Annotated in this window: 9 protein-coding genes and 1 pseudogene; 3 read left to right on the top strand and 7 right to left on the bottom strand. The window is 67.7% G+C overall.

All coding sequences use genetic code 11. From position 1 onward, the window contains the following. The first annotated feature begins 292 nt into the window (after window positions 1-292). Window positions 293-478 (top strand): YjfB family protein, encoded by a 186-nt coding sequence (locus tag OR16_RS03305; protein ID WP_043418293.1) that lies wholly within the window; start codon window positions 293-295, stop codon window positions 476-478. A gap of 238 nt (window positions 479-716) precedes the next feature. On the opposite strand, the gene OR16_RS03300 is transcribed toward OR16_RS03305, so the two are convergent. The 7 genes and pseudogenes from OR16_RS03300 to OR16_RS03270 form a co-directional block, all read right to left on the bottom strand. Then, window positions 717-1,079 (bottom strand): hypothetical protein, encoded by a 363-nt coding sequence (locus OR16_RS03300; protein ID WP_006156545.1) that lies wholly within the window; start codon window positions 1,077-1,079, stop codon window positions 717-719. 71 nt (window positions 1,080-1,150) lie between these two features. Beyond that, complete coding sequence (locus tag OR16_RS03295) at window positions 1,151-2,512, bottom strand: TolC family protein (protein ID WP_006156544.1); 1,362 nt, start codon at window positions 2,510-2,512, stop codon at window positions 1,151-1,153. Between the two features lie 10 nt (window positions 2,513-2,522). Further along, the gene (locus OR16_RS03290) at window positions 2,523-5,663 is read right to left on the bottom strand and encodes an efflux RND transporter permease subunit (protein ID WP_006156543.1); all 3,141 of its coding nucleotides are present in this window, start codon (window positions 5,661-5,663) and stop codon (window positions 2,523-2,525) included. Continuing rightward, on the bottom strand, window positions 5,656-6,822 hold the full coding sequence (locus tag OR16_RS03285) for an efflux RND transporter periplasmic adaptor subunit (protein ID WP_006156542.1): 1,167 nt from the start codon (window positions 6,820-6,822) through the stop codon (window positions 5,656-5,658). Before OR16_RS03285 ends, OR16_RS03290 begins: the two co-directional genes overlap by 8 nt. A 445-nt stretch (window positions 6,823-7,267) precedes the next feature. After that, the gene (locus OR16_RS03280) at window positions 7,268-7,624 is read right to left on the bottom strand and encodes a hypothetical protein (protein WP_006156541.1); all 357 of its coding nucleotides are present in this window, start codon (window positions 7,622-7,624) and stop codon (window positions 7,268-7,270) included. A 27-nt stretch (window positions 7,625-7,651) separates the two neighbouring features. Further along, on the bottom strand, window positions 7,652-8,353 hold the full coding sequence (locus tag OR16_RS03275; protein ID WP_202801069.1) for an MgtC/SapB family protein: 702 nt from the start codon (window positions 8,351-8,353) through the stop codon (window positions 7,652-7,654). 485 nt (window positions 8,354-8,838) lie between these two features. Beyond that, window positions 8,839-9,905 (bottom strand): annotated as a pseudogene (locus OR16_RS03270) (MFS transporter). 565 nt (window positions 9,906-10,470) lie between these two features. On the opposite strand from OR16_RS03270, the gene gnd reads away from it, so the two are divergent. Both gnd and zwf read left to right on the top strand, forming a co-directional pair. Continuing rightward, window positions 10,471-11,463: a phosphogluconate dehydrogenase (NAD(+)-dependent, decarboxylating) gene (gene gnd, locus OR16_RS03265; protein WP_043418286.1), complete on the top strand. Its 993-nt coding sequence runs from the start codon at window positions 10,471-10,473 to the stop codon at window positions 11,461-11,463. Continuing rightward, the gene (gene zwf, locus OR16_RS03260; protein WP_006156538.1) at window positions 11,463-13,055 is read left to right on the top strand and encodes a glucose-6-phosphate dehydrogenase; all 1,593 of its coding nucleotides are present in this window, start codon (window positions 11,463-11,465) and stop codon (window positions 13,053-13,055) included. Before gnd ends, zwf begins: the two co-directional genes overlap by 1 nt. Window positions 13,056-13,235: the final 180 nt, after the last annotated feature.

The raw sequence follows: 13,235 nt of genomic DNA, 5'->3' as shown, positions 1-13,235 counted from the left end.
TCCCGCAATCTTTTGCGCCCGACCCATGATGTTCATTCTGGTGACTGGTTTCGCCGGATTCAGCCGCCACCCCGAAGGTGCTGGCTGTCTGGTCTTTCCCGGCCAAACCGGCCGGGCTGCTAATCATAAACGTTCCGGATGCCAAGCGGGTGGCACGCTATTCTGGTCGCCGCCCTAAAGCTTCCGGGTTGGTTGCCGACAACATGGATGCTGGGAGGTGCGCCTTCCCGCTGGTTTCAACGCCAATCGTAGCTTCACCCTCAACTTCGATTTCAACCTGGAAGGTCATTCAATGGATATTTCCCTCGTCAGTGCGGCTAGCAACTCGGGCGGCGATCCGGTGCCCACCATGATGCTGCGCAAGTCGCTAGACCTGCAGGCTCAGAGCGTGGCAACCCTGCTGGACTCGATGCCGCAAGTCAGCGTCCCGGCCAGCAATCCCCCTCACCTTGGCCAGAGCATCGACATCAAGGTCTGATCCGGTAACGGGGCCCCGCTCGCCCGGGTTGACATCGAACGGGTGCGGGAGGGGGCTAGACGGCAGCGCCGGATACGGAGCGGCCGCGAGCTGGGGCTGGCCGGCGCGCGGGGTATTGCCATGAGCTGGCCTGGGGCTTGGCGCAAGGATGCGAGAGGAGGGTTCCGCCGCGCCAATCGTAGCTTTGCGCCGGAGTTCGGTCAATCGCGCCGGGCCCCCGCGCGGGTTGGGCAGGGCGTTACCCGGCGCCGCCAGCCGGTGAAGGCACCAGTGCCACGCGTCCGGCGCGCGCCGCCTCGGCATGGTCGCCCATGACCTCCAGGCGCAGCAGGACGATGGGCACGGACAGGAGGGCGCGTTCCAGCGCGACCAGGAGCTGCCCGGCGCGCATCTGCTGCATCCGGATATCGAAGCTCAGCATGCACTTGATCGGCGGCAGGCCTAGCGGCAACTGCCGCTCGTTGACCGGATACTGGCCACAGTCGCTGGCGGCGCAGCGCAGGGCCAGGCGCACGTCGGGCACGTCGTCCAGCCGCGCGATCACGCTCAGGCGATACAGGCGCCACCGCTGGACCGGTGGCGCCAGGTTGACTGCTTTCATGGCGGGTCTCCGTTAATTAGTGGCAATCGAAGCGTTTGGCGCACCCGGCCGTAGCCGGGCGCAACGGCCCTTCAGAGCGCGGGCCGCAAGCCGGTGGAAAGTTGCAGTTCCACCGTGGCGTTCGCCAGGTCCGCCTGGGCCTGGAGGTAGTCGAGGTAGGTCTCGTCCGCGGTGCGTTGCGCATCGAGCAGTTCCAGCAGGGAGGCAGCGCCCCGGCGGTACGACTGGCGCATGCCGTCCAGCACCCGGTCGGCGTCGGCGATCACCGAGTCGCGGTACCGTTGCAGGTTGTCCTGCGCGGCCTGGAACGCGGTGAGCGCGTTGCGCACATCGATCTCGGTTTTCAGCTCCGCCTCGCGCAGGACCAGCATGGCCTGCGTGACCTCCGACTCCGCCTGGATCAGTTCGCCGCGCTGCAGCCGCGACAAGGGCAGGGGAATCGACACCGACACGCCCAGCATGCGCGAGCGCGCCGTGCCGTCGCCGCCGGGCTGGCCTTCATCGTCCAGGGTGCCGCGCACGCCGGGGGTCATGGTCATGGCGAAGCTCACGGTGGGATCCACCCAGCGGTTGGCGCGCGCCAGTCCCGATTTGTCGCGGGCATTCTCCAGTGTGGCGCGCGCGATGCGCACCTCGTCGCGCGCCTCCATCGCCTGGGCGACCTGCGCGCCGCCATCGGTGCCAGGATCGTAGGGCTGGAACTCGCAAGCCAGTGGCGCGTTGCCGAAGGCCTCGGCCACGCGCACGCCAAGCTGGATGGACAGCTTTTGCATGGCGGCCTGCGCGGCGGCGCGCGCCGATTTCACCTCGGCGGTGAAGCGGTCGCGCTCGACCCGCGACTGCGACAGCTCCAGGCCGCCGATGTCGCCCGCCTTGCGGCGGATCTCGTTGGCGCGCACCACGTTGGACAGGGCGGATAGCGTCGACTCCTGCCGGACCAGGGCCTCGCGGCTGCGGCAGGCTTCGACAAAGGCGGTGGCGGATTCCTGGTACAGCGTGTGTTTGAAGCCCTGCAGGTTGGCCTCGGTCAGGCGCAGGTTGCTCTGGGCGGCCCGGATGCGCGCGTTGCGCTTGCCGCCCAGTTCGATGGGGATCTCGATCTCGAACTCATGGGTGCGCGGCGGCTTGGACGACACCGCGCGGCTGGTCTCGATGTTGCCACGGCCGTATTTGAGCACCGGGTCCGGGCGCACCCCGGCGATCGAGATCTCGGCCTCGGCCCCGCGAATGGTTTCCCGCTGCGCGGACAGGCCGATGTTCTGGCGCTCCACGGTGTCGAGATAGGAGGAGAAGCGGACCGGGGCGCGCGCCGTGGCCGCGGTGGTGGCGGGTGTGTCCTGCGCCCAGGACGCGGATGCCGCCAGCAGCGACGCAGCCAGGACGAGGTGGCGCAGCGCGGGTGCGGCCTGCAAGTTCTTGTCTTTGATTTGCATGGGATCCTCCTCAGGCCTGGCCGCCGGTGCTGGTCGCCGGTGCGGTGCCTTCGGCATCGATTTCCGATTCCCTGGTACCTTGCGCCGCGCGCTCGGCGCGGGCTTCGACCAGGTAGTAAAGGGCGGGCAGCAACAGCAGGGTCAGCAAGGTGGCGGTAAAGAGGCCACCCACCACCACGGTGGCCAGCGGGCGCTGCACATCGCTGCCTAACCCGACCGCCAGCATCGCGGGCGTCAGCCCGATGGCGGCGACGGTGGCGGTCATCAGCACCGGCCGCATGCGGCTAGCCGCGCCTTCGATCACCGCTACGCGCAGGGCCAAGCCGTCCTGCGTGCGCAACCGGTTGATCTGCGCGATCATCAGCACGCCGTTGAGCACGGCCACGCCGAACAGCGCGATGAAACCCACCGCGCTGGATACGTTCAGCGTCATGCCACGCAGGTGCAGCGCAGCCAGGCCGCCGATGGTGGCCAGGGGCACCGCCAGCAGCACCAGCGCCGGCTGGCGCAGGTTGCGGAACTCGGCAAACAGCAGCACGAACATCAGCGCGAGCGTCATCGGCAGGATGATGGCCAGGCGTGCCTGTGCGCGTTCGAGATTCTCGAACTGGCCGCCCCACTCGATCTGGATGCGCTTGTGGTCATAGGACACGGCGCGCTCGATGACGGGCTGGGCCTCCTTGAGGAAGCCGGACAGGTCGCGCTCGCGCACGTTCAGGCGCACGATGATGTGGCGGCGCGCCATCTCGCGCACGATCACGCTTTCGCCGGACACGGTGGTGATGCGCGCGACTTGCGCCAGCGGCACCTTGGCGCCGTTGGCGGCGCTCAGCATCAGGTCGCCCACGCCAGATGTGCTGGCGCGCATGGCCGGCGGAAAACGCACGGTCATGTCGTAGCTCTTCTCACCCACATAGAGCTGGCCGACCGGCGCGCCGCCGATGCCGGTCGAGATCAGCTCGGCCACGTCGGCCGCGTTGATGCCGTAGCGCGCGGCGGCGGCGCGGTCCAGGTCGATCTTCAGGTTGGGCAGCGGCGGCTCCACGTCGATCGCCACATCGGCCGCGCCGGGCACGCCGCGCAGCGCGGTGGCCACTTCGCCGGCAATGCGGCGCACGTCGCCCAGGTCGTCGCCGAACACCTTGACCACCAGGTCGCTATGGGCACCGGAGAGCTTGTCCTGGACCCCGTCGATCATCGGCTGCATGAAGCCGACCGAGTAGCCCGGCATCTGCGCGTAGCGCGCCGCCAGCTTGTCGATCAGCTGCTGCTTGGTCATGCCCGAGGCCCAGGTCTTGTACGGATGCAGGCCGACGCTGGCCTCGATATGCGAGGGCGTCCAGTAGTCGGTGCCGTCATCGTTGCGCCCGGTCTGGGTGACCACGTAGGAGACTTCCGGGAACTCGCGCGTCACCCGGCGCAGCTCGCTGGCCATGTTGGAGGCGCGCTCCAGGGTGATGCCGGGCGGCATCTGCACCTGCAGCCACAGCGAGCCTTCATCCAGGTAGGGCAGGAAGTCCCGGCCGATGGTGGCGCCAAGCGCCAGCACGCAGGCCAGGGCCAGCGCGCTGCTCGCGGCCACCCAGCGGACCCGGCCGATGCCGCGTTCCAGCGCCGCGCGGTAGCGCACGCCCAGCCAGTCCAGCACGGGGTTGTGGAACACGCGGCGCGGCTTGCGCATGGCAATCCAGGCCAGCCCCGGCACCAGCGCCAGCGCCACGATCAACGCGCCGAGCAGCGCCGCGCCCACGGCGAAGGCCATCGGCGAGAACAGCTTGTACTCGATGCGCTCGAAGGAGAACAAGGGCAGGTAGGCCGCCACGATCACCAGCATGCCGAAGAACATCGGCCGTGCCACCTGCAGGGTCGCGTCGATGGCGTCGCGCGGGGTGAGCGTGCGGTCCTTGTCCCGCTCGCGCCGGCGCAGGATGTTCTCCACCAGCACCACCGCGCCATCCACCAGGATGCCGAAGTCGATCGCCCCCAGGCTCAGCAGGTTGGCCGGAATGCGCAGGTGATACATGAAGACAAAGGCGATCAGCAGCGATAGCGGAATCGTCAGCGCCACGATGAGCGCCGCGCGCGGGCTGCCCAGGAACAGCAAGAGCACGATGCCGACCAGCAGCATGCCCTCGGTCAGCGTGAAGCCCACCGTGCGCATGGTGGCGTCGATCAGCGAGGTGCGGTCGAGGTAGGCGACTACCTTCACATCCTTGGGCAGCAGGTTGTCGTTGAGATCCCGCACTGCCTCGTGCACGCCCTCAAGCGCTTCCGATGCGTTGAAATCCTTGAGCAGCAGCGTGATGCCGGAGATCGTGTCGGGGTTGTCGTCCTTGCCCAGGATGCCGCGCCGCTCCACGTTGCCGTAGCGCAGCGTGCCGAGATCCTTGACCAGCACGGGGGTGCCGTCCTTGCTCGTGACCACCACGTTGCCCATGTCATCGAGCGAGCGCAGCAGGCCCACGCCACGCACCACGTACGATTGTTCGCCGCGGTCGATGACGCTGCCGCCCGCATTGACGTTGTTGGCGTTGAGCGCCTCGGTGACCTGCGTCAGCGTCAGGCTGTACTGCGTCAGCCGCGCCGGGTCGAGTTCCAGCATGAACTGCGTGGTGAGCCCGCCGAAATTGGTCACGTCGACCACGCCGCGGACCTTCTTCAGGCGCGGGATCACGGTCCAGGTCTGCAGCTCGGAGAGCTCGCGCAGGTCGCGCGTGTTGGACTCCAGCGTGTAGCGGTAGAACTCGCCTGTGGGCGAGGTGTACGGGTCCAGTCCCGGCTTGGCGCCGTAGGGCAGGTCGACCTCGTTCAGGCGTTCCTGCAGGCGCTGTCGCGCCCAGTAGCCATCCGTGCCATCCTCGAACACCACGGTGATCAGGGATAGCGCAAACAGGCTACGGGTGCGCAGCACGTGCATGCCGGGTGTGGCCAGCAGCGCGCGCTCCAGCGGGATGGTGATCTGCTGCTCGATTTCCTCCGCGCCGAGGCCCGGCACCTGGGTCACGATCTGCGAAGTCACGTCGGCAATGTCCGGATAGGCTTCGATGGGCAGTTGCTTCCAGCTGTAGGCGCCGTACAGCGCCACCAGCCCAAAGACCAGCCAGATGATGGCGCGCCGGTTAAAGCATAGGGTGACGAGGCGGTCAATCATGTAGCAGCACTCCGTTTTTTACGACGATGCGTTCGCCGGCCTTGAGCCCGGCGAGGATCTCGACCTGTCCGTCGGCATGCGCGCCCGTGGTGACCACGCGCGGCTCGAAGCGCAGCGGCGCCTTCTCTACCAGCACGCGCGTGTAGAGCCCGCTTTGCAGCAGCGCCGTGGGCGGCACCAGCAGCGCCGCGTGCTTTTCTCCCGCGAAGATCACCTTGGCAAAGAGGCCCGGGCGATAGCGTCCATCCGTGTTGTCGATGGCCACGCGGACCTTGACGGTGCGGGTGTCGGGGTCGAGGATCTCGCCGATGTAGCGGACCTTGCCGGTCACGGGCTTGCCGGGGTAGGCGTTGAGCAGGATCTCGGCGGGCTGGCCGACGAAGATCGAGGCGATGTCTTTCTCCGACACGCTGGCCGCGAGGTAGACCGTGGACAGGTCGGCCACCGTCATGACCGGCGCGCCGTTGTCGTTCCAGAAGCCGCCCTGCGCGCCTTCGAGCTCGATCACCCGGCCGGCCAGCGGCGCGTGCATGGTGTACTGGCGGTGCGACTGCGGGGCGCTCCCGGCGCCAAGCTGCGCGAGCCGGGCAGCCGTGGTTTCGGCGTCGCTGCTAGCTTGCGCGTAGGCCAGCTGGGCTTGTTCGTAGTCCTTGCGGGCCGCGATCTCGGCCTCGAACAATGCGCGTTGGCGGTCCAGGTTCAGCCTCGCGTCAAGCAGCGCCGCGCGGGCCTTGCTGGCCTCGCCCTGCGCCGCGCTCAGCTCGGCGGAATCCAGCGTGAGGAGCGGATCGCCCTTGCGCACGACATCGCCCAGCGCGGCGTGCAGGCGGACGATGCGCCCGGGCATCGGCGGCACGATCTTGACCAGCTTGGCGGCATCGGGCTCGATCGTCCCCGGGACCTCGATGGGGCGCTCCAGCGCTTGCTCGACAATGGTCTGAACCTGCAGCTGGGTACGCAGCGGCGATGCCTCGGGCACCGTGATGAAGTTGCCCTCGCGAACCGGTTCGGTGCTGTGCGCGGGTGTGTTGGCGATGGCGCCAGGCAGGCTGGCGCCATCGCAGCCGGCCAGCACGATGCATGCTGTGCAAATGGCGGCGAGCACAAGGCCTGGCGGCCGGTGCAGCGGCAAGTGTTGGCGGGTGGCGGGCGTATGCATTGGTCTTTCTCCTCGGTCGGTGCGCTTTTCCGTGGCGCTAGCCAGGGCGGGGGCACCGCTTGTTGCCGGTGCGTCGTCGATGGAAGCGCAAAGCGCAAGGCAGGATCCACGGACGACAGGAATCGACAGGCGTGACGCATCCCCGGCGCTGCGAGGTGGCAAGTCCACGCAGGTAACCGGTGATGGGCGAAACGCCCGCGTTGCTAACGGGAGGGCGGCGGCGCGGAAGGCGGGGCGGTTCCGGCGCACACGCGGCCGGGATGCCGCGAAACGCAATGGGAGCCAGGCGGGTCCAGGTGGCTGGCGCCGCGGCTCCGGCAGGGTGCTGGAAGCGGAATCAGGCCAACGGGAACACGCCGTGCCTTCGGCGCTGCCTACTGGAAGGGTCGGGGTCCATGTCTTTCCTCAGGCAATCGGGGTGGATTCTGGTGGGCCGGTCTTGCTCTCAGGCCGCCGCTAACGCACGCTCGGGCTGCGGCACGGTTTCCCAGCGCACGGCGCGAACCAGCGGCTCCAGGCCAAGGCGCTGCACCAGCTTGACCATGCCGGGCCTGCCGCCCGGCTGGCAATGCACCAGCACGCGCATCTCGACCAGCTCGCGGCGCTCGCACTGGCGTGTGCGCAAGCGTTGCAGCGAGAAATCGTGGGCGGCCAGCTCATGGCGAATCTGCTGCTCGAGCCGGGCGCCATAGTCGTCCTTGCAGAGCAGCACCACCTGGAACAGCTGGGCGGCAGTGCCGCGGCCCGCCTGGGCGGCGCGGCGGTTGGGGGCCTGGGGGAGCATCCAGTTGAACAAACGCATATCCAGCTCCTTTCTTTCTCCTTGGGGTTATTCGAGCGCGCTGGCCGGAATGGCCCAGCGCACGAGGGAAACGCTCTTCTCCATGCTGATGCGGCTGACGATCTGCTCGAGCTTGCCTTCATGGCCGGGCGCGGCCAGCACGTCGGCGCGGACTTCTATGTGTCCGCCGCCGGCGGTATCCTCGCTGTGCAGCGACTGCAGCAGCAGGGCGGGCATTTCGGTCAGTGCATGCAGCAGCAAGCCGCGCACGCGGATTTCTTCCTGGGCCGTGCATACCGTGGTGATGCGATAGACCATCTCGACTTCCGGCGCGGTGGCCGTGCCGTTGCGATTGATGCGCTGGCCCAGCATGCGCAGGCCAAAGTTGGCGCACAGGATGCAGGCGGTGCCGATCGCGGCTTCCAGCGCATGGCCAAGGCCGGCGAGCACGCCGACGGCGGCGGAGCACCACAGCGTGGCAGCGGTATTCAGGCCGCGCACGTTCAGGCCGTCGCGCATGATCACGCCGGCGCCGAGAAAGCCGATGCCCGAGACGACCTGCGCGGCAATGCGCGCATGCCCCTGCGGATCAAACGTAAAGGCGGAAACCGAAACAAACAAGGCCGCGCCAGCGGCGACCAGCGCGTTGGTGCGCAGCCCCGCCATGCGCTGGCGCAGCTGCCGCTCGGTACCGATGCAGGCGCCCAGCGCTAGCGCTTCGAGCAAGCGCAGGGCAAATTCGTGCCACACCATGAGAACTCCTGTATTGAGCAGGAAGCACCGGTGAGCCTTGTGCAAATCGCGGGCAAGCGCAGGCAGCGGCGTGCTGCAACGCAGGCGCGATCAGAAGAATGAAGCCGTATTCAAGAAGAGAGGCGGGACAGGACGTCTGGCCTCGAAGCACCGTGCCGCAAGCGGGGCACGGTCGCTAGGGATACCGTGGCCCGTCAGGCGGAGGTGCCGATCCTGGATCGACTACTGTCGTCGGAACAAGTGCTCACTGGGTAGCCCTGGAATTAAGAACCCGCGTACTGTAGCGGGGTAAGTTGAATGGGTCAAGCACAAAACGGCTGATGCCTGCGATTAATCGACTTTGAAGGCTGGATTAACGTTAATTGCCAGAATATCAATCGGATTTGTCTGAAAATAGATTAGGAAATTTCCGAATCAATTCATCGCCTCGGAATGCCTCGCGGCCTCGCCTGGCGTGCCGCGAGATTGGCGTGTTGCGATAGTCAGTGTGTCGGCGCCGACACGGCAGTCCGCCGCGACCGCGCCGCCAGCACCTGGCTCAGGCCTAGTCCGCCTAGCGCCGCCACGGCCGAAAACAGGAACACCGAGCCATAGCCCGCATGGCTGGCGATCACGCCGGCCACCGGGCCGGTCAGCCCCAGCGCCAGGTCCAGGAACAGCGCATAGGCGCCAAGCGCCGAGCCGCGATTGCTTTGGGGCACCAGCTTGACCGCCTCCATGCCCAGCGAGGGAAACACCAGGGCAAAGCCAAAGCCGGTGACGGCGGCGCCGATCAGGGCTTGCGCGGGCGTGGCCGCCAGCCAGATCAAGGCCAGGCCGGCAGCTTCCACGGCAAACGAGCACAGTGCGACCCGGTAGCCGCCAAAGCGGCCGATGCTCTCGGCCAGCAGCAGGCGCGCCATCACAAAGCTCACGCCCAGGCTGGTCAGCGCCAGCGCGGCGTGATTCCAGCCGTGGCTGGCGTAGTACAGCGTGACAAAGGCCGTGATGGCGCCAAAGCCCACCGAGCCCAGCGCCAGGCACAGCCCGAACGGCGTCATGTGGCGGAACACAGTGCGAAACGGCATGCGCGCGCCCTTGACCGTGGGCACGGCCGCCTTGCGCCGCGCCAGCGCGAACGCGGCCAGGGCCATGGCGGTGGCGACGATGCCCAGCGCGGCAAAGCCCCAGCGCGCGTCCAGCAGCACGCCGACCGGCGCGCCCAGCGCCAGTGCGCCGTAGGTGGTCATGCCATTCCACGAGATCACCTTGCCGGTATGGCGGGCGCCCACGTCGCCAATTTCTTGGGGCCTTGCAGGTCGCACAGGTTGCCGGCGTAAGCGCGGCTCAGCAGTGTGGCCAGGTACTGGATGCTGACCGCCAGCCCGGCCACGACCGTGCCAAAGCCGAGATCGCCGTGGACGAAGCCGGGCACCACCGCCAGCGGCAGGCCGACCGTCAGGTAGGCAATGAAATTGAAGAAGACGATGGCGGCGATGCGCCGGTTGATGCTGCCTTGCTGGTGTTCCCCGGATTCCGGGGCGGCGAGGGTCGTGCTGTTTGCGGACATGGCGATGCGATGGCGAGTGTCTTGGCGGTGAGGCGCTGGGCCCGGACGACGAACCGTGGCGCGCCATGCTTGGGGCGCGCGGGACAGTGCGGTCTTGGGGCGGGTGCGAAACGGATAGCGAAGGTGTGATGCTGGCGCTACTCGATGCGAGGGATCGATACGGCGGGGCGCAGGCGTTGGACTGGCGGCAAGAACTGGGACATGGCTAGGGGGCGCTAGGGGGCGGTTAGCCGGCCTGTGTCCCCAGAAGCTGGCCGGTGAAATCGGAGCCGCCCGGTCGTATGCAAGTCCGCCGCTGCTGGCCCGGCAATTTTAAGCGTCTGTTTAGTTGGTGTAAATCGGGCTTGCGGAGTTTTGTATCCCGTGTGCGCTCGAACGCGAGCCACGCTGAGCTGAAGTGCGCTAAGTGGCATGTTCACCGGGGCGGCGATGCCTGTGCAAGTGCGCTTGGAGAGGTAGACAATGCCTCGTGGCGGCAGCAGGTTTCGCCATCAACGTCGCTACCAGTGTCGTCACCAATGTCGTCACCAGTTTCTTCACCAATGACTCAGTGAGAGGACCGGATATGCAACTCGGAATCATAGGGCTCGGGCGCATGGGCGCGAACATCGCAAGGCGGCTGCTGCGCGCGCGGCACGAGGTGGTGGTGTACAACCGCAGCGCCGACAAGGTGCAGGCCCTGGCGGCGGACGGTGCCGTCGGCGTCACCAGCATCGAGGCGCTGGTTGGCGAACTGGCCGCCCCGCGCGCGATCTGGGTCATGTTGCCGGCAGGCGACGCTACCGAGCAGATGATTGCCGCGCTGGCGGACCTGCTCGAGCCCGGCGACGTCATCATCGACGGCGGCAACACTTTCTACAAGGACGATATCCGGCGCGCTGGCGAACTGGCGGCGCGCCAGCTGCACTATGTGGACGTGGGCACCTCGGGCGGAGTCTGGGGCCTGGAGCGTGGCTATTGCCTGATGATCGGCGGCAAGGAGGAGGTCGTCAGCCGGCTCGATCCGCTGTTCGATACGCTTGCGCCGGGCTATGGCGACATCCCGCGCACGCCGGGGCGCAACCCGGCGCACGACCGTGCCGAGCGCGGCTACATCCACGCCGGGCCGGCGGGCGCGGGCCACTTTGTGAAGATGGTCCACAACGGCATCGAGTATGGCCTGATGCAGGCCTATGCCGAGGGCTTCGATATCCTCAAGACCAAGGCCTCGGAAAGCCTGCCGGAGGCCGAGCGCTTCCAGCTCGACCTGGCCGACGTTGCCGAGGTGTGGCGGCGCGGCAGCGTGGTGTCCTCGTGGCTGCTCGATCTCACCGCGCAGGCGCTTGCCAGCGACGTCAAGCTCTCGCGCTTCTCCGGGGAAGTCGCTGACAGCGGGGAGGGGCGCTGGACGATCGACGCGGCTGTCGAGCAGGCAGTGCCGGTGCCGGTGCTGGCCAGCGCATTGTTTGCGCGGTTTCGCTCGCGGCAGGACCATACCTATGGCGAGCGGCTGCTCTCGGCCATGCGCTTTGGCTTTGGCGGGCATGTGGAAGAGCACGGCGGCGGGGAGCCCAGGTAATGGCGGCCCGCCAGGGCCGGGCCGCCACGGGCGCCACGGCCGCCATGGCCGCGATCGCCAAGCCGCCGCCTGCCTCGGTGTTCCTGTTCGGCGCGCATGGCGACCTGGCGCGGCGGCTGCTGGTGCCCGCGCTATACAACCTGCGGCGCGACGGCTTGCTGGGCGACGGCCTTGCTCTGGTCGGCGTCGATCACAACCCGATGACCGACGCTGCGTTTCGCGAGCGGCTCGCGCAGGGCATCCGCGCGCGAGCCCGCCCGGGCAGCGAGGGCGGGGCGGCAGGTGGCAAGGGAAAACCCAAGGCCAAGACGTTCGATCCGAAGATCTGGCGCTCCCTGGCGCGGCGCATCGCCTATATGCAGGGCGATTTTCTCGATGAGCAGACCTACGCCGCGATCGCAGCCCGCATCAAGGCCTCCGGCACCAGCAATGCGGTGTTCTATCTCGCCACCTCGCCGCGCTTCTTTGGCGAGGTGGTCGACCGCCTTGCCGCGGCCGGCCTGCTGAATGAAACGCCGGGCGCGTTTCGCCGCGTGGTGATCGAGAAGCCTTTCGGCGCCGACCTCAAATCGGCACAGGCGCTCAACGCGCGCGTGCTGCGCGCCATGCGCGAGCAACAGGTCTACCGCATCGACCACTTCCTCGGCAAGGAGACGGTGCAGAACATCCTGGTCAGCCGCTTTGCCAATGGCCTGTTCGAGGCGTTCTGGAACAACCATTACGTGGACCACGTGCAGATCACCGCCGCGGAGACGGTGGGCGTGGAGCAGCGCGGTGATTTCTACGAGCGCACCGGCGCGCTGCGCGACATGGTGCCCAACCACCTGTTCCAACTGCTGGCGCTGGTGGCCATGGAGCCGCCGGCCGCGTTCGGCGCCGATGCCGTGCGCGCGGAGAAGGCCAAGGTCATTGGCGCGATCCGGCCGCAGACGCGCAAGCAAGCGCTGGCCAATTCCGTGCGCGGGCAGTACCGGGCCGGCACGCTGGCCGGGCAGACGGTGCCCGGCTATCGCAGCGAGCCCAACGTGGCGCGCGCGAGCCGTACCGAGACCTATGTCGCCATCAAGGTGATGGTGGACAACTGGCGCTGGGACGGCGTGCCGTTCTACCTGCGCACCGGCAAGCGCATGGGCGTGCGCGACACCGAGATCGCGATCTGCTTCAAGCCGGCGCCATCGTCGCTGTTCCGCGATACCCAGGTGGACCGGCTCAAGCCTAACTACCTGATCATCCAGATCCAGCCCGACGAGGGCATGTGGTTCGATTTCCAGGCCAAGCGCCCCGGCCCGGCGGTGGAGATCGACAATGTGCAGATGGGCTTCGCCTATGCCAGCTTCTTCCAGATGCGGCCATCCACCGGCTACGAGACGTTGCTCTACGACTGCCTGATGGGCGACCAGACGCTGTTCCAGCGTGCCGACAATATCGAGAACGGCTGGCGCGCGGTGCAGCCCTTCCTGGATGCCTGGCGCGAAGCCGGCGAGGGGGTGCAGGGCGCCAAGGTGGAGGGCTACAGGGCGGGCAGCGACGGGCCCCGGGGCGCCGATGGGCTGCTGGCGCGCGATGGCCGTAGCTGGCACAAGCTGACCTGACCTGAGCAGGCCTGGTCCCCTGGGCGCGCTGCACCGCCGGCCTGTCTCATTGCGCACTTTAGTGGGGTGCGGCGCCGAATCGCCCGTCCTTTGCCGTTTTGCCACTAAATTTCCCCGGGGAATGGCCGTTAGCCGGAGCAGTGGCCCGTCATTGCACCGCGCCGCTCCAGCGCCAAGCGC

The organism is Cupriavidus basilensis OR16 (genome assembly GCF_000243095.1).
Classification (GTDB): domain Bacteria; phylum Pseudomonadota; class Gammaproteobacteria; order Burkholderiales; family Burkholderiaceae; genus Cupriavidus; species Cupriavidus basilensis_D.
Note: the sequence above shows the minus strand (reverse complement) of the source record. Positions and strands in the feature narration are given on the sequence as shown.

Bases quoted from the DNA above. Each gene is read 5' to 3' on its own strand.
- OR16_RS03290 (WP_006156543.1), bottom strand. From the start codon at position 5,663: ATGATTGACCGCCTCGTCACCCTATGCTTTAACCGGCGCGCCATCATC.
- OR16_RS03305 (WP_043418293.1), top strand. From the start codon at position 293: ATGGATATTTCCCTCGTCAGTGCGGCTAGCAACTCGGGCGGCGATCCG.
- OR16_RS03280 (WP_006156541.1), bottom strand. From the start codon at position 7,624: ATGCGTTTGTTCAACTGGATGCTCCCCCAGGCCCCCAACCGCCGCGCC.
- zwf (WP_006156538.1), top strand. From the start codon at position 11,463: ATGGCGGCCCGCCAGGGCCGGGCCGCCACGGGCGCCACGGCCGCCATG.
- OR16_RS03285 (WP_006156542.1), bottom strand. From the start codon at position 6,822: ATGCATACGCCCGCCACCCGCCAACACTTGCCGCTGCACCGGCCGCCA.
- OR16_RS03295 (WP_006156544.1), bottom strand. From the start codon at position 2,512: ATGCAAATCAAAGACAAGAACTTGCAGGCCGCACCCGCGCTGCGCCAC.
- gnd (WP_043418286.1), top strand. From the start codon at position 10,471: ATGCAACTCGGAATCATAGGGCTCGGGCGCATGGGCGCGAACATCGCA.
- OR16_RS03300 (WP_006156545.1), bottom strand. From the start codon at position 1,079: ATGAAAGCAGTCAACCTGGCGCCACCGGTCCAGCGGTGGCGCCTGTAT.